Origin of the sequence: Streptomyces canus (assembly GCF_030815415.1) — a bacterium.
Taxonomy (GTDB): domain Bacteria; phylum Actinomycetota; class Actinomycetes; order Streptomycetales; family Streptomycetaceae; genus Streptomyces; species Streptomyces canus_F.
The window spans coordinates 5,845,538-5,864,292 of record NZ_JAUSWW010000001.1 but is presented as its reverse complement, the minus strand read 5'-3'; the positions used below and the strand labels follow the sequence as shown (position 1 = coordinate 5,864,292).

Annotated in this window: 17 protein-coding genes; 3 read left to right on the top strand and 14 right to left on the bottom strand. The window is 71.3% G+C overall.

The genetic code is table 11. The annotated features are described in order from the left end of the window. Positions 1-138: 138 nt before the first annotated feature. The 7 genes from QF037_RS27265 to QF037_RS27235 all read right to left on the bottom strand — a co-directional run bounded on the left by QF037_RS27265 (position 139) and on the right by QF037_RS27235 (position 7,210). Entirely contained in the window at positions 139-414 is a 276-nt protein-coding gene (locus QF037_RS27265; protein WP_307029560.1) for a DUF1876 domain-containing protein, read from the bottom strand. 242 nt (positions 415-656) lie between these two features. After that, a complete protein-coding gene (locus tag QF037_RS27260; protein WP_307029559.1) occupies positions 657-2,120 on the bottom strand; it encodes a toll/interleukin-1 receptor domain-containing protein in 1,464 nt (487 codons plus the stop codon). Positions 2,121-2,176: 56 nt separating this feature from the next. Continuing rightward, positions 2,177-3,022, bottom strand: a complete 846-nt coding sequence (locus QF037_RS27255; RefSeq protein ID WP_307029557.1) for a DMT family transporter — start codon at positions 3,020-3,022, stop codon at positions 2,177-2,179. Beyond that, positions 3,019-3,558 (bottom strand): YbaK/EbsC family protein, encoded by a 540-nt coding sequence (locus QF037_RS27250; RefSeq protein ID WP_373463821.1) that lies wholly within the window; start codon positions 3,556-3,558, stop codon positions 3,019-3,021. The genes QF037_RS27255 and QF037_RS27250 overlap by 4 nt, the downstream gene beginning before the upstream one ends. A 28-nt stretch (positions 3,559-3,586) precedes the next feature. After that, on the bottom strand, positions 3,587-4,162 hold the full coding sequence (locus QF037_RS27245) for a cysteine hydrolase family protein (protein WP_307029552.1): 576 nt from the start codon (positions 4,160-4,162) through the stop codon (positions 3,587-3,589). A gap of 92 nt (positions 4,163-4,254) precedes the next feature. Then, positions 4,255-6,486, bottom strand: coding sequence for an MMPL family transporter (locus QF037_RS27240; RefSeq protein ID WP_307029550.1), 2,232 nt, complete (start codon positions 6,484-6,486; stop codon positions 4,255-4,257). Positions 6,487-6,610: 124 nt separating this feature from the next. Then, a complete protein-coding gene (locus tag QF037_RS27235) occupies positions 6,611-7,210 on the bottom strand; it encodes a TetR/AcrR family transcriptional regulator (protein WP_307029547.1) in 600 nt (199 codons plus the stop codon). A 164-nt stretch (positions 7,211-7,374) separates the two neighbouring features. On the opposite strand from QF037_RS27235, the gene QF037_RS27230 reads away from it, so the two are divergent. Beyond that, positions 7,375-10,650 (top strand): S41 family peptidase, encoded by a 3,276-nt coding sequence (locus tag QF037_RS27230; RefSeq protein WP_307029545.1) that lies wholly within the window; start codon positions 7,375-7,377, stop codon positions 10,648-10,650. Positions 10,651-10,809: 159 nt separating this feature from the next. On the opposite strand, the gene QF037_RS27225 is transcribed toward QF037_RS27230, so the two are convergent. From QF037_RS27225 to QF037_RS27210, 4 genes are all read right to left on the bottom strand, one after another. Continuing rightward, a complete protein-coding gene (locus QF037_RS27225; RefSeq protein WP_307029544.1) occupies positions 10,810-11,025 on the bottom strand; it encodes a hypothetical protein in 216 nt (71 codons plus the stop codon). 89 nt (positions 11,026-11,114) lie between these two features. Continuing rightward, positions 11,115-11,999, bottom strand: a complete 885-nt coding sequence (locus tag QF037_RS27220; protein ID WP_307029542.1) for an SDR family oxidoreductase — start codon at positions 11,997-11,999, stop codon at positions 11,115-11,117. Beyond that, entirely contained in the window at positions 11,996-12,913 is a 918-nt protein-coding gene (locus QF037_RS27215) for an alpha/beta fold hydrolase (protein WP_307029540.1), read from the bottom strand. Before QF037_RS27215 ends, QF037_RS27220 begins: the two co-directional genes overlap by 4 nt. Further along, positions 12,910-14,469, bottom strand: a complete 1,560-nt coding sequence (locus QF037_RS27210; RefSeq protein WP_307029538.1) for a flavin-containing monooxygenase — start codon at positions 14,467-14,469, stop codon at positions 12,910-12,912. The genes QF037_RS27215 and QF037_RS27210 overlap by 4 nt, the downstream gene beginning before the upstream one ends. 134 nt (positions 14,470-14,603) lie before the next feature. Between QF037_RS27210 and QF037_RS27205 the strand changes: the two genes are divergently transcribed. Continuing rightward, the gene (locus tag QF037_RS27205; protein ID WP_307029536.1) at positions 14,604-15,248 is read left to right on the top strand and encodes a MerR family transcriptional regulator; all 645 of its coding nucleotides are present in this window, start codon (positions 14,604-14,606) and stop codon (positions 15,246-15,248) included. Positions 15,249-15,467: 219 nt separating this feature from the next. Here the strand turns inward: QF037_RS27205 and QF037_RS27200 are convergent, their stop codons facing one another. Beyond that, positions 15,468-16,271, bottom strand: coding sequence for an exodeoxyribonuclease III (locus QF037_RS27200; protein WP_307029534.1), 804 nt, complete (start codon positions 16,269-16,271; stop codon positions 15,468-15,470). Between the two features lie 66 nt (positions 16,272-16,337). Here QF037_RS27200 and QF037_RS27195 point away from each other — a divergent pair, with 66 nt between their 5' ends. Then, positions 16,338-16,814: a GNAT family N-acetyltransferase gene (locus QF037_RS27195; RefSeq protein ID WP_307029532.1), complete on the top strand. Its 477-nt coding sequence runs from the start codon at positions 16,338-16,340 to the stop codon at positions 16,812-16,814. Between the two features lie 14 nt (positions 16,815-16,828). Here QF037_RS27195 and QF037_RS27190 read toward each other — a convergent pair whose 3' ends face one another. Continuing rightward, positions 16,829-17,488 (bottom strand): response regulator transcription factor, encoded by a 660-nt coding sequence (locus QF037_RS27190; RefSeq protein ID WP_307029531.1) that lies wholly within the window; start codon positions 17,486-17,488, stop codon positions 16,829-16,831. Then, positions 17,461-18,729, bottom strand: coding sequence for a sensor histidine kinase (locus tag QF037_RS27185; RefSeq protein ID WP_307029529.1), 1,269 nt, complete (start codon positions 18,727-18,729; stop codon positions 17,461-17,463). Before QF037_RS27185 ends, QF037_RS27190 begins: the two co-directional genes overlap by 28 nt. Positions 18,730-18,755 lie beyond the last annotated feature (26 nt).

Here is an 18,755-nt window from a genome sequence, read left to right as displayed (position 1 = left end):
CGTGCCGGCCGGAAGCCCTCGTACTGGACGTACTTGGGCTTTCGGCCGGTGCGGCGAGTGGGGGCCCCTCCCACGCCCTCAAGGCAGTGGGGGAGCGTGCCGGGCGTCGCGACGGGGCAAACGTTGCCTGCCGCGGCACTAGACGTGGATCGGATGCGACGTCCGCCCGGACGCCGCGTCGATCTCCCCGTGCGCCTTGGCCAGCATCTGCATCGCGAGGTCGTTGAGCGCGCGGGCGCCCGCGATCTCCTCCCCCACCCTCGGCTGGTTGGAGTCGGTGCGTTGGCGGCTGGCCTGTCCGTGGGCCCGTACCTCGGAGCCATCGGGCAGGCGGACCATCGCGACCGCCCTCGTGCGGTCGTCGTCCTCCTGGAACTCCATCTCGACGTGCCATCCCACAGTGGTGTGCATCATGACGATCACCTCCGGAAGAACTCCTTCCAGAGTGCTCCTCGGAAGGTGGCCGCGCCTAGGGCCTGTCCGGCGGATCATGCCGGCGTCGCGGGCCCTGGCACGCACATCTGCCGCGTTGTCGTCACTCGCCGACGCTCCGCGTCGACTCCCTCCTCCGCCTTGCAGCTGCACGCACCAGACCCCGCTCGGCTCGGTCCGGTATGCACCGCTTCTTAGGGCCGGCCTGATCCGCCGGACAGGCCCTAGTCGGGTTCGGCGTACTCCTCGGGCCGCCGGGCGGGGGCGGTCGGCTTGGTGCGCGGGGGCAGGCTCAGCTCCGCGACCCGTCGCAGCAGCCCCTCCCGGAAGCCGGTGACCTGTCGGGCCAGTTCACGGCGTTGACGCCGCTGGTGGCGGTGGGCGGTCTCCAGCGTGCCCAGCGCCAGAGCGGTGCCGGTCAGGACGGCGACCCCCATCACCACGTACCGGCGGACCGTCCCCTCGCCCGCGGCGGCGTAGGCGAGCCCCGACGCCACGAACAGCGCGGCCGTCAGCGCCAGCCAGAGGACGTAGCCGGCGAACAGCCAGGGATGGTCCTGGCTCAGCCACTCGCGACGCGTCCGCCCCGCCTCGCGCTCCGTGCGCCGCACCGCGCCCGCGATGTCGTCGAGCTCCCAGGCCGCCTTCTCCCGCTGTTCGAGCGAGAGCGGGGCCGTCATCCGGTCCAGGCGGACGTGGAGCCGGGCCACCGCCCGGCGCAGTGCGGCCCGGTGCACACGGTCGGGCAGCCGGTGGGGCCAGCGCGCCCACAGGTCGTCGTCCCGCTTCTTGAGGCGCAGGTGGGTGACGGCCGCACGGACGACGGCGACCCCGAGGACCAGCAGCAGCGGAAGGGCCACCGCCATGCCCTGGTCGCCGAGCACCGCCCCGTATCCGCCGAGCAGGATGATCCCCAGGCCGATGGGCCAGGTGTGCCGGATGTACGTCCGGTGCCGGACCGCGTGCAGCTCGCGCTCCAGGTCGTCGACGGACCGCCGGACGAGTCGGACGGCGGCGACCGCGACGAACGGCGCGCACAGCAGGACCGTGGACATCAGGGCGGCGCCCAGGGTGTACGGCAGGACGTCCGTGCCGGCCCAGCTGTCGTCCTGCGGCAGCGCGGGCACTCCGGCCAGCACCGCGCAGGCGAGCACCGCGGTGAGAACGCCGAGCCACCGCCCGGGGCGCTTCCCGCGCTCCTCGGGCGCCGGGACGGGCCGCCAGTCCGGGCGCACCAGCCCTTCCAGTACGGCGATCAGTTCCGCGAGGTCCGACTCCCAGTGCGTGCGCCGCAGCGGCTGGCCGTTGCGGCCGACGAGTTCGCGGATGGAGGGCGGCAGCTCCGCGGGCCGCGGCGCGGTGACCCCGTCCAGGAACACCGGGATCAGCACCTTGTCGCTCGCCAGGGCCTGCTCGATCTCCCGGCGGACCCAGTCCTCCTCGTCGTCCAGCCGCCGCGCCCCGGACACGTCCCGGACGTCCGTCCACCCCGGGTGGATCACGGCGAGCAGCACCTCGCAGTCGTCGACGCGCGCCCGCAGCGTGTCCGAGAAGCGCTGCCCCGGCACGATGGACGGCCGGTCCAGGAAGACCTGGCCCCTGCCGAAGTGCCGGTCGAGTTCCGCGTAGAGGTGCTCCACCGTCTCCGAGTGGTCGCCTCTGCGGTAGTTGATGAATACGCCGCCCATGGGGCCGTTGCTACCAGAGAAACAGCGGCGTACCTGCCCGGTTCACCCGTACGGGCCTATCCGGAGTGCAGCATCAGCCCGATCCCCACCACCAGCAGCCCCGCCGCGGCGATCCGCGGCATCCCGAACCGCTCCTTGAAGAACACCGCCCCGATGGCCGCGCCCACGATGATGGACGATTCGCGCAGGGCCGCGATGGGTGCCAGTTCCGCCTTGGTCTGGGCCCACAGGACCAGCCCGTACGCGGCGACGGAGAGGGCGGCGCCCACGAGCCCCAGGACCGCGAACGGCCGGAGCGTGGGCACCAGTTGCCCCCGCCAGCGGTGGGCCGCGTACGCCGGGAGCACCACGCCCTCCACCGCCATCAGCCAGGCGATGTACCCGAGGGAGGACCCGGAGGCACGCACGCCGAGCCCGTCGACGACGGTGTACGCCGCGATGGTCAGCCCGGTCGCCAACGCCGCCCCGATCGCGGCCCAGTTCGGCCGGTTTCCGCGAAGTCCCCACAGGGCCACGCCCGTCAGCCCGGCGCAGGACACCGCGATGCCGGCCGCCGCCCAGCCGTCCGGCACCTCGTGCGCGAACACCGCGGCGAGCACGGTGACCACGAGCGGCGCGGTGCCGCGCGCGATCGGGTACGCCTGGCCGAAGTCGCCCAGCCGGAAGGACTTCATCAGCAGCGCGTAGTACGCGATGTGGATGCACGCCGAGGAGAGCAGATACGGCCACGCCTTGGCCGCCGGGAACGCCGCGAACGGCACTATCGCCAGCCCGATCAGCATCCCGCCGCCCGCGATGAGCGTGAACCCGACCAACTTGTCGGTGATCTTGTGCGCGATGGCGTTCCAGCTGGCGTGGGCGACCGCGGCGAGCAGGACGGCCGTGGTGACCAGAGGGGTCACGCGGTCTGCTCGCGGACGTCCACCAGCGTGGCGCCCGCGTGGGCGATCAGTGTCTTGGGCTCCATGGGGAAGACGGTGTACGGCGTGCCGGCCGCCGCCCACACGACGGCGTGGTCGAGCAGCGATCGGTCCGCGAGGACCCGGGTCCTGGTCCGGTGCCCGAAGGGCGGCACCCCGCCGATGGCGTAGCCCGTCGTCTCCCGTACGACGTCCGCCTTGGCCCGCGTCACCTTTCCGGCGCCGAGCTCCTGCCGCACCCGCTCCACGTCCACCCGGGACGCCCCGTCCATGAGCACCAGGACCGGCACCCCGTCCGCCGCGAAGATCAGCGACTTGCAGATCTGGCTCAGCTCGCAGCCGATCGCCGCGGCCGCCTCGGCGGCGGTACGGGTGGCGTCCGGGAAGCGGCGGATCTCGGCGTGCAGCTCACCGAGGCCGAGGGTGTCGAGGGCTGCGGCGAACAGGGGGTGGGCTCCGGAGTCCGGGGTGTCGGTCGTCGTCATGCACGGCACGCTAGCGGTCGGTGTAGAGGGCATGCGACCGAGTTCCCGGCACGGGTACGGCTCAGGGCTTTTCCGCCGGTGCGGGCCCCTCGAACGTCACCGCCTTCGTCTCCGCCACCCCGGCCGTGCGCCCCGGGGCCTCCTGCCAGCGCCAGTAGAGGTTCATGTGGGCGATGACCTGCTCCGGCGGTGGAGCGCCCCACGCGCTCTTGTCACCGGCGGTGTGGGCGTCGCCGACCAGCGTCACGTCGTAGCCGCGTGCGAACGCCCCGTGGATCGTGGAGCGGATGCAGGCGTCGCTCTCCGCGCCGCTGACGACGAGGCGTCCGACGCCGGCGCCGGCGAGGACCTCCTCCAGGTCGGTGCCCTCGAAGGAGTCGCCGTAGTTCTTGTGGACGAGCGGCTCGGAGTCGCGGCGGGACAACTCCGCGACGTACTTCCAGTCCTCGCTGCCCCGGGGCAGGTTCTCGTCGGAGTGCTGGACCCAGACGACCGGTATCCCCTCGGCGCGGGCCCGGTCCACGAGGACGGCGATGTTGGCGACGACCTCGTCACGCCGGTGGGCCCCGGCCACGACGCCGTTCTGGACGTCGATGACGAGCAGTGCCGTACGGGAGCGATCAGGCAGTGTGGTCATGGTCGTCAGGCTAGACCCGGGCACTGACAACGCCGAAGCCGTGGTGCGGGGGACCGCACCACGGCTTCGGGACAGGGCTCAGGTCAGACCTGTCAGACCTGTACGAGCTCCCGGTCCTCGTCGTTCTTGTCGTCCCTGTCGTCCTTGTCGTCGTCCAGGGTGCGCAGCCCCTCGCCCTCGACGTCCACGTTGGGCAGGGCGCGGTCCAGCCACTTCGGCAGCCACCAGGCCTTCTTGCCGAGCAGCGCGAGCACCGCCGGGACGATCGCCATGCGGACCACGAACGCGTCGAAGAAGACGGCGATCGCGAGGCCGAAGCCGATCATCTTGATCATCGACTCGCTGGAGCTGATGAAGCCGCCGAAGACCGCCATCATGATGATCGCGGCGGCGACCACGACCCGGGAGCTGTGCCGGAAGCCGGTCACGATGGCCTGGCTCGGGCTCTCGCCGTGGACGTAGGCCTCCCGCATCCGGGTCACGAGGAACACCTCGTAGTCCATCGCGAGACCGAAGACCACGCCGACCATGAAGATCGGCATCATCGACATGATCGGCCCGGTCTCCTCGACACCGATCAGGCCGCTCAGCCAGCCCCATTGGAAGACCGCGACGACGGCGCCGAGCGCGGCGAGCACGCTGAGCAGGAAGCCGAGGGCCGCCTTCAGCGGGACCAGGATCGAGCGGAAGACCACGATCAGGAGAAGGAACGCCAAGCCGACCACCAGGGCCAGGTAGGGGACCAGGGCGTCGGTGAGCTTCTGCGAGAAGTCGATGTTCATCGCGGTCGTGCCGGTGACCAGGACGTTCGCGCCCGTGTCGGCCTTGACGTCGGCGCCCTCGGCACGAATGGCGTGCACCAGGTCCTCGGTCTGGGCCGAGGACGGCTTGGAATCCGGGATCACGGTGATCGTCGCGGTGTCGCCGACCTTGTTGAACTGCGCCGGGGTCACCGTCACGACGTCGTCGAGGCCCTTGATCCTGTCGGTCAGCGCGGTGGCGTCGGCCTTGGGGTCGGCGCTGCCCGCGGCGTCGTACACGACCATCAGCGTGCCGTTGAAGCCGGGGCCGAAGCCCTCCGACAGCAGGTCGTAGGCGCGGCGCTGGGTCGTGGACGTCGGCTGGGAGCCGTCGTCGGGCAGGCCCAGTTCCAGCTGGGTGGCCGGGACGGCGATCGCGCCGAGGCCGAGCACACCGAGCAGCAGCACGGCGGCCGGGCGGCGGATGACGAAGCTCGCCCAGCGGACGCCGAGGGCGGGCTTGGCCTGTCCCTCAGGAGCCGCCTTTGCCTTGTCGGCCTTGCGCTTCTCGCCCGCCGGACGGACCTTGCGGCCCGCGTATCCGAGCAGCGCCGGGACCATGGTGAGTGCGATGAGGACGGCGACCACGACCGTGCCGGCGGCCGCGAGGCCCATCTTGGTCAGCATCGGGACCCCGACGACCGAGAGGCCCGCCAGGGCGATCACGACCGTGAGGCCGGCGAAGACCACGGCCGAGCCGGCGGTGCCGGTGGCCCGTCCGGCCGCTTCCTCGCGGTCGCGGCCCTCGGCCAGTTCGCCGCGGTAGCGGGAGACGATGAACAGCGCGTAGTCGATGCCGACCGCGAGGCCGATCATCAGCGCGAGGGTGGAGGTGGTGTCGCCGAGGTCGAGCGCGTTGGCGAGGGCGGTGATGGTGGAGACACCGATGCCGACGCCGATGATCGCCGTCAGCAGCGGCAGTCCGGCCGCCACCAGGGAGCCCAGCGTGATGACGAGGACGACCGCGGCGATGGCGATGCCGACGATCTCACCGGCCGCTCCCGGCTCGGCCGCGGCCTGCAGCGCGTCGCCGCCGATGTCGACGGTCAGTCCGGTGGCGCGGGCCTCGTCCCCGGCCTTCTCCAGGGCCTCCCGGGTCGATTCGGCCAGCTCCATGCCGGGGGCCTCGTACTTGACCGACGTGTAGGCGACCGTGCCGTCCTTGCTCACGGCGTTCGTGGTGAACGGGTCGGAGACGGAGACGACCTCGGAGCCGTCGCGCAGTTCCTTGACGGTCTTGGCGACGGTCGCCTTGTTGGCGGCGTCCGTCATCTTCTCGCCCTCGGGCGCCTTGAAGACGATACGCCCGGTCCCGCCGTCGGCGCTGCTGCCGGGGAAGCGCTGTTCCAGCAGGTCGAACGCCTTCTGCGCCTCGGTCCCCGGTATGGAGAAGGAGGTGGATCCGGCGCTGGGGGCGCTGGCCGCGCCGACGCCCGCGAGCGTCAGCAGGGCGACCCATATCAGGGCGACGAAATGCCGTCGCCGGAAGGCGAGCCGGCCGAGTTTGTAGAGGAACGTGGCCACGTGGGCGTACTCCCGGTCAGGTCGTTGGGGCGGTGCAGGGAAGGGGTGATCGACCCGGTGGGGACATGGGTGATCGTCCCGACGACTTGAGCGGTGACGTCAGGTGCTGACTACGGGGAGAGACTCAGGGGGTGGGTACGCCGAGGGCAGGGAGGACCACGGCGTCGATGTACGAGGTGAGGAAGGCCTGGGTGGGCGGCAGCTGGTCGATCATCGTGCGGGTCGCGAACGCTCCGACCAGCATGTGGACGATGTAGTCCAGCGCCGGGCAGTCGGCGCGGACCTCGCCGCGGTCGACCGAGCGCTGCATGACCTTCTTGAACTCGCCCATCTCGGGTTCGACGAGCAGTTCCCTGAAGGCCTGCATCAGGTCCGGATTTCCGTGCACGGCCATGGCCAGGGCCCGCATCAGGTCGGAGTTCCGCTCCATCGTGCAGTCGTCCTCGCGGGAGACGAGGGTGATGAGGTCGCCCCGCAGGCTCCCGGTGTCGATGTCGGCGGTGCCGCCCGGCTTCTGGCTCCGCATGGCCTTCACCACCAGCTCGGGCTTGCCGCCCCACTGCCGGTAGAGCGTCGCCTTGCTGGACTTGGTGCGGGCCGCCACGGCGTCCATGGTGAGGGCGTCGTAGCCGACTTCGCGGAGCAGTTCGAGCACGGCCGTGTACAGCTCGGCCTCACGCTCCGGGGTGATCCGACTGCGACGCGCCGTCGCGATCTCAGTCATGATTCCCGCCTTCCACTCCGAACGACACGGTTTCGTACATGCCGAATGTAGCGCATCCTCATTCGAAACGAAACCGTTTCGTACGAGTCGTGGCTCACGCCGGATCGGGTCTCGACCATTTTTCATAAGTTGCTCCGGTCCATCCCCGGGAAAAGCATGGGGAGGTGAGCTATCTGCGCCTGCCGCATCTGAGCGGCGACCTCCTGTGCTTCGTGGCCGAGGACGACCTGTGGCTGGCCCCCCTCGACGGGAAGGGACGCGCCTCGCGTCTCACCGTCGACCGCACCAAGGTGGGCCACCCCCGTTTCTCACCCGACGGCCGCCACCTCGCCTACACGAGCTGGCGGAGCCTGATCCCGGAGATCCATCTGGTGGACGTGGAGGGCGGCCCGGGCAGACAGCTGACGTACTGGGGCTCGGCGGACACCCAGGTCTGCGGCTGGACACCGCCCGAAGGGAAAGGAGGCGCCCAGATCCTGGCCGTCGCCTCCCACGGCGAGCCCTTCTCCTACTTCACCTGGGCCTACAAGGTCCCCACCGACGGCGACCCCGGCCGCAAGCTCCCCTGGGGCCCGGTCTCCGACCTCCAGGTCGCCGACCTCGAAGGGGAGCGCAGAACACTCCTGCTCACCGGCACCCCGCCACACGAACCGGCCGCCTGGAAGCGCTACCGGGGCGGGGCCACCGGACGGCTCTGGCTGCACGGCCACCGCCTCCTCGAAGGCCTGGAGGGCCACCTCCACTCCCCCATGTTCGTCGGCGACCGCATCGCCTTCCTCTCCGACCACGAGGGCGTCGGCAACCTCTACTCCTGCGCCCACGACGGCTCCGACCTGCGCCGCCACACCGACCACGACGCCTTCTACGCCCGGCACGCGGCGAGCGACGGCACCCGGGTGGTGTACCAGTGCGCGGGCGACCTGTGGATCGTCGACGACCTCGCCGGCGAGCCGCGGAAACTCGACGTACGACTGAGCGGGCCCCGCACGGGACGGCGTCCGTACCAGGTGCCGGCCGCCCAGCACGTGGACGGCGTCTCGGTCGACGAGACCGGCCGTGCGAGCGCCGTCGTCGTCCGCGGCAGCCTGTACTGGCTGACCCATCGCGACGGTCCCGCCCGCACCATCACCGACACTCCGGGCGTACGGGTCCGGCTCCCGGAGATGCTCGGCTCGGGCGGCCAGGTCGCCTATGTGACGGACGCGGAGGGCGAGGACGCGGTGGAGATCGCCTACCTCCCCCGGGCGACGGGCGACCGCGCCCCCCGGCGGCTGGCCTCGGGCGAACTGGGCCGGGTCCTGGAGATGGTCGCCGACCCCCAGGGCGAGCGCCTGGCCATCGCCTCCCACGACGGCCGCCTCCTCCTCATCACCGTCTCCGACGACGCGGAGGAGTCGGGCACACAGAACTCGGGCGGCGAGGTCACCGAACTGATCCACTCGGTCAACGGCCCGGTCCGCGACCTCGCCTTCTCCCCGGACGGGGCGTGGCTGACGTGGTCCCACCCGGGCATCGGCAGATCGCTGCGCCAGATCAAGATGGCCCGCATCTCCCCGAAGGCGGGGGCGGCCCCCCTGATCGTCGACGTCACCAACGGCCGCTTCGAGGACGAGAACCCGGTGTTCACGAGGGACGGCCGCTATCTGGCCTTCCTCTCCTGGCGAGGCTTCGACCCGGTCTACGACGTCCACACCGGGGACCTGTCCTTCCCGCTCGGCTGCCGCCCGTACCTGGTCCCCCTGTCCTCGGCGACCCCCTCCCCGTTCGCCCTGACCCCCGAGGGCCGCCCGGCGGCGGGCGGCCTGGACCCGGCGGAGGACGAACCGGACGACGGCAGCACGGTCACGGTCGAGGTGGAGGGCCTGGAGAGCCGCGTGACCCCCTTCCCGGTCACCGCCTCGAAGTACTCGGCGCTGTACCCGGTGGCGGGCGGCGGACTGGTCTGGCTGCGCTGGCCGATCTCGGGGGCGCTCGGCGAGACGTTCGCGAACCCCGACGACACGACCGGCCGCCCCACCCTCGAGTACTTCAACATCACCAAGGCGAAGAAGTCCGAACTGATCGAGCACCTCGACTGGTTCGCGGTGAGCGGCGACGGCTCCCGCCTGGTCGTCGTCGACGAGGGCGAGCTGCGCGCGGTGCCCGCCACCGAGTCCGGCGACAGCGACTCCACCGTCTGGATCGACGCCCGCCGCATCCTGCACGAGGTCGACCCGGGGGCCGAGTGGCGCCAGTCGTACGAGGAGGCCGGCCGGCTGATCCGCGCGTACTTCTGGGAGCCGGAGATGTGCGGCATCGACTGGGACGAGGTGCTGGCGCAGTACCGCCCCCTGGTCGAACGGGTCGCGACCCCGGACGAGTTCGCGGATCTGCTCCGCGAGGTCCTCGGCGAGCTGGGCACCTCCCACGCCTACGTGACGGCCGCCCGCCGCAACGAGGGCCCGCCCCACTACCAGCGCCGCCAAGGCCTCCTGGGCGCCAACTTCGTACGCCGGGAAGCCGGCTGGACGGTGAAGCGCATCCTCCCCGGCGACTCCTCCGACTCCAAGGCCCGCTCCCCGCTGGCCGGCACCGGCATCCGCGAGGGCGCGGTCCTGACCCACGTGGACGGCCGCCCGGTGGACGAGGTGACGGGCCCCTATCCGCTGCTGGCGGGCGCGGGCGGTACGACGGTGGAGCTGACGTTCACTCCGGCGGAGGGCGAGGGCCGGGCGAGGCGGGTGGCGGTGGTCCCCCTCACCGACGAGAGGCCGCTGCGCTACCAGGACTGGGTGGCCAAACGCCGTGAAGTGGTCCGGGAGTTGAGCGGCGGCCGCTGCGGCTACCTCCACATCCCCGACATGGGCGGCTCGGGCTGGGCCCAGTTCAACCGTGACCTGCGCCTGGAGGTCTCCCGCCCCGCCCTCATCGTCGACGTGCGCGGCAACGCGGGCGGCCACATCAGCGAACTGGTCGTGGAGAAACTCACCCGCACGATCCTCGGCTGGGACCTGACGAGAAACGCCCAGCCGGTGTCGTACGCCTCGAACGCCCCCAGAGGCCCGGTCGTGGCCCTGGCCGACGAGGCGACCTCCTCCGACGGCGACATGATCACGGCGGCGTTCAAACTGCTGAAGCTCGGCCCCGTGGTGGGCCAACGCACCTGGGGCGGCGTGGTCGGCATGACCGGCCGCCACGCCCTGGGCGACGGCACGGTGATCACGGTGCCGATGAACGCGGCCTGGTTCGACGCGTACGGCTGGACGGTCGAAAACCGGGGCGTGGCCCCGGACTTGGAGGTCCTACGAACCCCGCTGGACTGGGCGGAGGGCAGACACGCCCAACTCGACGACGCGGTGAAGCTGGCAGTGGACCTACTGACGACAACACCCCCGGCAACACCCCCGGACTACACGAACGTACCGGACCGTTCACGCCCCAAACTCCCGCCGCGAACCTGAAATCAGGGGATGCGCTGATGCCGTCAGGGGCGCGGGGAACTGCGCGACCAGCCCCCACCGGCCCGCACCCGACAACGCACCCCGAAACCGGCAACGCAAACGTGGGGCACCCCAACACACAGGGCACCCCACGTTCAACGGCTCAAGCCAAGCGCAGCGTTACGCGTCGTAGTCGAGGTCGAGACGGTCCTGCTCCTCGCGCTGGAGTCGCTCCGTCTCCTCGTCCCGCGGCTTGCCGCGCTCGTCCCGCGGCTTGCCGCGCTCGCCGCGCTCCTGGCCACGCTGCTGGCCCTGCTCCTTGGCCTGCTGGGCCTTCTGCTTGGCCTGCTCCTGCCACTGCTCCGACTTGTCCTGGAACTGGTCCTTCATACCCATGTGGGTTCACTCCCGAAGTGGGTGAGGGGATGAGCCCCGTACCGGGGCCTCGACCAGATTCACACGCCGGGACACAGTGCGCATTTCGATCAGTTACGGCGCGTAGCGCGCGCCTCCTCATCAGCCGCCCCACCTGCACCGACGAGCCCCGAATGGACCCCCGCCAACCGGTCCCCGAACCGCCGCATCTCCCGCTGTCCGACCGTCCCGATGAGCCCCGGCAGATACCCGCGCACCCCCTGCATCCCGCGCAGCCACCCCTGCCCGTACACATGGCTCGACCGCCGCTCGATGCCGGCCACGATCCGGTCGACCGCCGGACCCAGCGGATACGTCTTGTTGGCCGGCCACAGCAGCCGCTGCCGCAACTCCCGCATGACGTCGTCCTGATCGGCCCCGCGCACCATGTCGGTGTCGGTCCACGACAGATACCCGACGCCCACCCGCACGCCCTTGTACCCGACCTCGGCCCGCAGACTGTGCGCGAACGCCTCCACGCCGGACTTGGACGCGCAGTACGCGGTCATCATCGGCGCCGGAGTGATGGCGGCCAGCGAGGCGATCTGCAGCAGATACCCCCGGCTCTCCATCAGCACCGGCAGGAAGGCGCGGGCGGTCACCGCGGACCCGATCAGGTTCACCTCGATCACCCGCCGCCAGGCCTCCGGATCGGAGTCGACGAAGGGACCGCCGCTGGCCACACCGGCGTTGGCCACCACGATGTCGACCTTCCCGAACCGCTCCTTCACCTCCCGCGCGACCTGCGCCATCGCCTCGTGGTCGGTGACATCGGCGTACCAGTGGCCGCTGTCGGTGTGCAGCCGCTCGCAGACCTGCTTGAGGGCGTCCGGCTCCAGGCCGACCAGCGCCACCTTCGCCCCGCGCGCGGACAGCTTGCGGGCGAGCAGCTCGCCGACACCGCGTGCCGCTCCGGTGACGACGGCGACCTGTCCTTCGAGGCTGACCCTGGTCATGCACCCTCCTTGATCGTTGCGTACGTCGTCACGAGGTCCCTGATCTTCCCGGTGACCAGCTCGGGCGCCTCCACGGGCGTCATGTGCCCGACTCCGGGCAGCTCGGTGACCCCGACACAGCGGGGCAGCGCCGCCACCAGCGAACGCGCGTGCACGGGCGGCGTCAACCGGTCGGCCGTACCGACGACGACAGCCGTGGGCACCTCAAGGGACCGCACCCCGTGGTCGAGGTCGAGCAGATCGAGGACGTGCGACCAGGAGTACCGCACCTTGCGCGGGCACGCGTGCACGATCCGCGCGCATGCCTCGACCATGTGCGGGGCCGAACCGGGGCCCATCGTCCCGTACTTGAGGATCCGCCGCGCGAGCGGAGTGACCGGTCCGAGCGGCGCCCGCGAGCCGAGGATGTGCTTGGTCAGCCAGGTCCGCAGCCGTCCGGGCCGCATCGGTACGACGGTCGACTCGGCGACCAGGCGCGAGGAACCGGTGCTGCACAGCAGGACGGCGGCCGCGTGCTCCCGGAAGGCCGCCCTGTCGGCCGCCGCCATCACCGTCATCCCGCCCATGGAGTGACCGGCGATCACGGCCTTCTCGCCGGGGGCGAGAGTCGCCTTCAGTACGGCTTCGAAGTCGTCGGCGAGGGCATCGGTGCTGCATGCCGGGCTCGCCGGGCTGCGTCCGTGGCCGCGCTGGTCGTACGCGATGACCCGGTGGTCGACGGCGAGGTCGCGTATCTGCGCCGCCCAGAAGGCGGTCGAGCAGGTCCAGCCGTGCGCGAGGACGACGGGGGGCGCGTTCTCGGGCCCGTGCACCTCCACGTGCAGAGGTGCGCCGTCGGCGGAGACGGCGGTCAGCTCACGGGCGGGGACGGGTGGGGCGTAGGGCCCGGAGGAGACGTGCAGGAGACGGCTCACGCGTTCACCTCTTCCTTGTCGCCCTTGCCCTGCTCGCCTTGCTCGCCTTGCTTGTCTTGCTTGTCTTCGTTGATCGCCTTGACGTCCTTGCCGCGGAGCACCTCGTACTCGGCGAGGTCCACGCGCCGCGTCGCGCGCCGGAACTCGGTCGTGGTCCCCGGCCAGATGGTGGTGTTGCGGCCGCCCGCGTCGAGGTACCAGCTGGTGCAGCCGCCGGTGTTCCACACCGTGCGCTTCATGCGCTCCTGCACCCGCCGGTTCCAGGCGTGCACGGCGCTCGGCCGGGCGTCGAGGGCGGCGCGGCCGCCGAGGACGTCGAGCTGCCGTACGAAGTCGGCCAGGTAGTTCAGCTGGGACTCGATCATCAGGATCATCGAGGAGTTCCCGAGCCCGGTGTTGGGCCCGATGATCGTCATCCAGTTGGGGAAGCCGGCGGCGGAGGCGCCCCGCAGGGCCTCCATCCCGCCCTTCCAGGCCTCGGCGAGGGTGCGTCCGTCCGCCCCCATCACCCGGTCGGCGATCGGCATGTCGGTGACATGGAAGCCGGTCCCGAAGATGATCGCGTCGACCTCGGCCTCGCTGCCGTCGGCGGCGACGAGGGTGGAGCCGCGGACCTCGCTCAGCCCACTGGCGACCAGATCGACATTGGGCTGGGCGAGCGCCGGATAGTACGTACTGCTCAGCAGGATCCGCTTGCAGCCGATGCGGTAGTCGGGGGTCAGCTTGGCCCGCAGCGCCGGGTCCTTGATGGCGCGGGCCATGTTGCTCTTGGCCAGCTTCTCGACCAGCCCGAGCTCGCCCGGCCGCTTGGTGAAGGCCTGGACCTGCAACTCCCGGATGCCCCACAGGAGTCCGCGGCGGGCGTAGGTGGTGAAGGGCAGCTGCTGGTGCAGCCGGCGCTCGAAGCCGGTGATGGACCGGTCGACACGCGGCATGACCCAGGGCGGGGTGCGCTGGAAAAGGGTCAGCTGGGCGACTTCGGGCTGGATGGCGGGCACGATCTGGATCGCGGAGGCCCCCGTCCCGACCATCGCGACCCGCTTGCCGCGCAGGTCGTAGTCGTGGTCCCAGCGGGCGGAGTGGAAGACCTTGCCGGGGAAGGAGTCCAGGCCCGGGATGTCGGGGGTCTTCGGGTCGGACAGCGGCCCGGTGGCGGAGACGACGAGGTCGGCGGAGAGCCGCCCGCTGCTGGTCTCGATGTCCCAGCACAGCCGGTCCGCGTCCCAGGTCATCATCTTGACCTCGGAGTCGAAGCGGAGATGGGGCCGGAGCCGGAAGACGTCGGCTACGTGCTCCAGATAGGCCCGGATGTGCTCCTGCCCGGAGAAGGTGCGCGGCCAGTCGGGATGGGGCGCGAAAGAGAAGGAGTAGAGATGGGACGGTACGTCACAGGCGCACCCCGGGTAGCTGTTGTCCCGCCAGGTGCCCCCGACGCTGCCGGCCCGTTCCAGGACGACGAAGTCGGTCACACCTTCGCGCCGCAGCCGCACGGCGGCCCCGAGCCCCCCGAACCCGGACCCGATCACCGCCACCCGCACATGCTCGTGCTCGGTCATCCCGAAGCCTCCACGCATCGCTCTTCGGATTCCGCCAGTAAACACTGGCGCAATGGGAGCGTAGGACAGCTCCTTACCGATGGGTAGGGGGCGGGGCCAGGAAAGTTACCGGAGGTACAACATAGGCTGCGGGCGTGACCGAGAAGCGCGAGTACCGCATGGAGGAGTTGGCCCGCCTGGCCGGCATCACACCGCGCACCCTGCGCTTCTACCGCGAACGCAAACTGATCCCGCCGCCCCGCCGTGAGGGCCGTATCGCCTGGTACGACGACCACCACCTGGCCCGGCTGCGCACCATCGCCGCGCTCCTGGAACGCGGCCACACCCTCACCGGCATCGCGGAACTGGCGGAGGCCCTCGACCACGGCCGCGACGTCGCCGACCTCCTGGGCGTGGCCACCCCCACGGAGGAGGAACCGGTCCGCCTCACCCCCGAGGAACTCGCCGCCCGCTTCGAGGGCCAGGTCACCACGGACAACCTCGCCGCCGCCCTGGAGCTGGGCTACCTCGGCACCGACGGCGACGAGATCGTCCACATCAGCCGCCGCCTCCTCGACGTCTCCTCCGCCCTGGTCGCCGAGGGCATCCCCCTCGCCGAGGTCCTGGCAGCGGGCAAACGCGTCCGCGAACACGTCGACGACCTGGCCGAGATGTTCGCCGAACTGGTCCTCCGCCACGCCACCGAGAACGACATGCAACGCCTGCGCCCCCTCGCGAGAAGCGTGGTGGAGGCGGAGCTGTCACTGGCGCTGGACCGGCGGTTGCGCAAGCGGGACTAGCTAGTGCCGCGGCAGGCAACGTTTGCCCCGTCGCGACGCCCGGCACGCTCCCCCACTGCCTTGAGGCCGGCCGAAAGCCCAAGTACGTCCAGTACGAGGGCTTCCGGCCGGCACGCCGAGAGCACGCTCCCCCACCCTCGAACCGCGCTTCGCACGGCTCGGGCGGGAGGGACCCCCACGACGCCGCTCCTTGACGGGCAAACGTTGCCTGCCGCGGCACTAGAGGTCGTAGACCGCAGTCACGGGGGCGTGATCCGACCAGCGCTCCGCATGCGTGGCGGCGCGCTCGACGAATCCCTTGACGGCCTTGGCCGCCAGTCCGGGCGTGGAGACGTGGTAGTCGATGCGCCATCCTGAATCGTTATCGAACGCCCGCCCACGGTACGACCACCACGAGTACGGCCCCTCGACATCGGGATGCAGTGCCCGCACGACGTCGACATAGCCCCCGTCGGCGGCGTCGAAGACCCGCGTCAGCCACTCCCGCTCCTCCGGCAGGAACCCGGAGTTCTTCTGGTTGGCGCGCCAGTTCTTCAGGTCGGCGGGCTGGTGGGCGATGTTCCAGTCGCCGCAGACGACGACCTCGCGGCCGTCGGCGGCGGCGCGCTCGCGCAGGTCCTTGAGATACGCCAGGAACTCGTCCATGAAGCGGATCTTCTCGTCCTGGCGCTCGGTGCCGACCTCGCCGGAGGGGAGGTAGAGGGAGGCGACAGTGACGCCGGGGAGGTCGGCCTCGACGTAGCGGCCGCTGGTGTCGAACTCCGACGAGCCGAAGCCGATCCGGACGCGGTCCGGCTCGCGGCGGGTGTAGAGGGAGACGCCGGCGCGGCCCTTGGCGGCGGCGGGCGCGTGCACCACGTGCCAGCCGTCGGGCGTGCGGACCTCCTCGGGCAGCTGCTGCGGCTCGGCGCGCACCTCCTGGAGGCACAGCACATCGGCGGAGGTGTCCGCGAGCCACTCCACGAAGCCCTTCTTCGCGGCGGCGCGCAGTCCGTTCACATTCACAGAGGTCACAGTGAGCACCCCGGCACGATACCGGCAGACTGGACTGGATCCCGTTCTGGAATGCATTGACATACGGTAGGCAGCATGAATATCCGTCGCGTCTCCTTCGACCACCCCGACGCCGTGAAGCTCAACGACCAGGTCCAGGCCGAGTACGCCGCCCGCTACGGCGACGACGGCGACGCCACGCACATGGACCCGGCCCACTTCGAGCCGCCGAACGGCGCGTATCTCATCGCCTACGACGAGAGCGACGTCCCCGTCGCCACGGGCGGCTGGCGTGTCCGGGACGCCAACGAGGAGGGCAACCGCGACGGCGACGCCGAGGTGAAGCGGATGTACGTCATAGAGCAGGCGCGGGGCAGAGGGCTCGCCCGGCGCATATTGGCGGCACTGGAGGAGGACGCCCGGGCGGCGGGCCGGGTCCGCATGGTCCTGGAGACCGGCGACAAGCAGCCGGAGGCCATCGCGCTGTACACCTCCAGCGGTTACGAGCCGTGCGAGAAGTTCGGCTACTACCGGCACCACGAGGCGAGCCGCTGCTTCGCGAAGACCCTCTGAGAAGTCCCGCGGGGTCAGCTTCTGAGGTACGCGAGCACCGCCAGCACCCGCCGGTGGGTGTCGTCCGCCGGCGGCAGGTCCAGCTTGGTGAGGATCGAGCCGATGTGCTTGCCCACGGCCGCGTCCGACACCACCAGCGCCTTGGCGATCGCGCCGTTCGACTTCCCCTCCGCTATCAGCCCCAGCACCTCCCGCTCGCGCGGGCTGAGCCGGGCGAGCGGATCCCGGCGGCGGCGCAGCAGCTGTCGTACGACCTCGGAGTCCACGACCGTGCCACCGGCCGCGACCTCCCGCAGCGCGTCCACGAACTCCTCGACCTGGCCCACCCGGTCCTTGAGCAGATAGCCGACGCCGGTCCCGTCGCCGGAGTCGAGGAGCTCGGCGGCGTACGCCCGCTGCACGTATTGGCTGAGCACCAGGACCGGCAGTCCGGGCCGCTCCTCGCGCAGCTTCACGGCCGCGTGCAGCCCCTCGTCCTGGAAGCCGGGCGGCATCCGGACGTCCGTCACGACCACGTCGGGCGTGTGCTCGGCGGCCGCCGCCAGGAGCGCGTCCGCGTCGCCGACGGCCGCGACCACCTCGTACCCGAACCGCGTGAGCAGCCCGACGAGTCCGTCGCGCAGCAGCACGCTGTCCTCGGCGAGGACTACGCGCAGGGCTCGGTCGGCCGGCAAGGGATCTCCACTCGCAGCAGGGTCGGTCCACCCGGCGGGCTGGACAGGGAAAGTCTGCCATCGAGCACTGACACCCGGTCGGCGAGACCGGTGAGCCCGGTGCCGTTCGCGCTGGAGGCGCCGCCGCGTCCGTCGTCGCGGATGTCCAGCGTGAGCCGTCCGTCCGCATGTCCGCCGCTGACGGCCGCCCGGCTCGCCCCGCTGTGCTTGGCCACATTCGCGAGAGCCTCGCAGACGACGAAGTACGCGGCGTTCTCGACGGGTTGGGGCAGGCGCGCGGTGATGTCCAGCTCCACGTCCACCGGGACCGGGCTCCGGTCCGCCGCGTCCGCGACGGCGGCTTCCAGTCCGTAGTCGGCGAGGACCTTGGGGTGGATGCCGTGGATGAGTTCGCGCAGTTCCGCGAGGACCTTCTCGGCCTCCCCGTGCGCTGCGGCGAGCTGGTCGGCGAGGGGGCCGGGCGGGGCGTCCAGGCGGGCGAGGCCGAGCGTCATGGTGAGGGCGACGAGGCGCTGCTGGGCGCCGTCGTGCAGGTCGCGTTCGATACGGCGGCGTTCCGCCTCGAAGGCGTCCACCAACCGGACGCGGGAGCGGACGAGTTCGGTGACCCGGTCGCTGTCCCCGGAGGCGCCGAGCAGGGCCTTCGCGACCTCGCCGCGCGCCCCGGCGGCCAGCCCGAGGGCGTACGCCCCCACGATCAGCAGCGGCACTCCGACCGCCGCGAACCCGAAGGCGGCCGACCAGGTGTCGACCGTCCACAGCTTGACGACCTTCGCCTCGCCGTCGACGGCGACCAGCAGCGGTGTGGCCAGCAGGAACAGCGGCACCCCGGCGGCGAAGGCCACCACAAGGGCGTCCAGCGGCCACAGCACGAGGCCGAGCAGCACGGCGTACGCCAACTCCCGCCAGGTGGCGGCCTCCTTGAGGCGCACGGTGAGCCACCTGGTGAGCCCGGGCGCGTCGGGCACCCGGTGCCGCGCGAGCGGCACCGGCCCCACCCCCGCCAGCCGCAGCCGCCACCGCTCGGCGGCGGCCACGGGGATCCCGCACAGCGCGGTGAGCACGAGCAGCGGCAGTCCGACGAGCACGACGGCCGTGGCGCCGCCCACGACGGCCCCCGCGACGATCACCACCAGCACGACCGCCCCGAACACCGCACCGCTCGCCAGGAACGCGACCGACCGCCACGGCCACGCCGACCCCAGATATCCGCGCCTGCTCAGCGCCTGCCACACCGTCATGGCGATCACGGTAGAAGGCGGGTGGG

What these genes read in the sequence shown, in the direction of transcription:
- QF037_RS27265 (WP_307029560.1), bottom strand. Translation starts at nt 414, where the DNA reads ATGATGCACACCACTGTGGGATGGCACGTCGAGATGGAGTTCCAGGAG.
- QF037_RS27260 (WP_307029559.1), bottom strand. Translation starts at nt 2,120, where the DNA reads ATGGGCGGCGTATTCATCAACTACCGCAGAGGCGACCACTCGGAGACG.
- QF037_RS27250 (WP_373463821.1), bottom strand. Translation starts at nt 3,558, where the DNA reads ATGCCCTCTACACCGACCGCTAGCGTGCCGTGCATGACGACGACCGAC.
- QF037_RS27245 (WP_307029552.1), bottom strand. Translation starts at nt 4,162, where the DNA reads ATGACCACACTGCCTGATCGCTCCCGTACGGCACTGCTCGTCATCGAC.
- QF037_RS27235 (WP_307029547.1), bottom strand. Translation starts at nt 7,210, where the DNA reads ATGACTGAGATCGCGACGGCGCGTCGCAGTCGGATCACCCCGGAGCGT.
- QF037_RS27225 (WP_307029544.1), bottom strand. Translation starts at nt 11,025, where the DNA reads ATGGGTATGAAGGACCAGTTCCAGGACAAGTCGGAGCAGTGGCAGGAG.
- QF037_RS27220 (WP_307029542.1), bottom strand. Translation starts at nt 11,999, where the DNA reads ATGACCAGGGTCAGCCTCGAAGGACAGGTCGCCGTCGTCACCGGAGCG.
- QF037_RS27210 (WP_307029538.1), bottom strand. Translation starts at nt 14,469, where the DNA reads ATGACCGAGCACGAGCATGTGCGGGTGGCGGTGATCGGGTCCGGGTTC.
- QF037_RS27195 (WP_307029532.1), top strand. Translation starts at nt 16,338, where the DNA reads ATGAATATCCGTCGCGTCTCCTTCGACCACCCCGACGCCGTGAAGCTC.
- QF037_RS27185 (WP_307029529.1), bottom strand. Translation starts at nt 18,729, where the DNA reads ATGACGGTGTGGCAGGCGCTGAGCAGGCGCGGATATCTGGGGTCGGCG.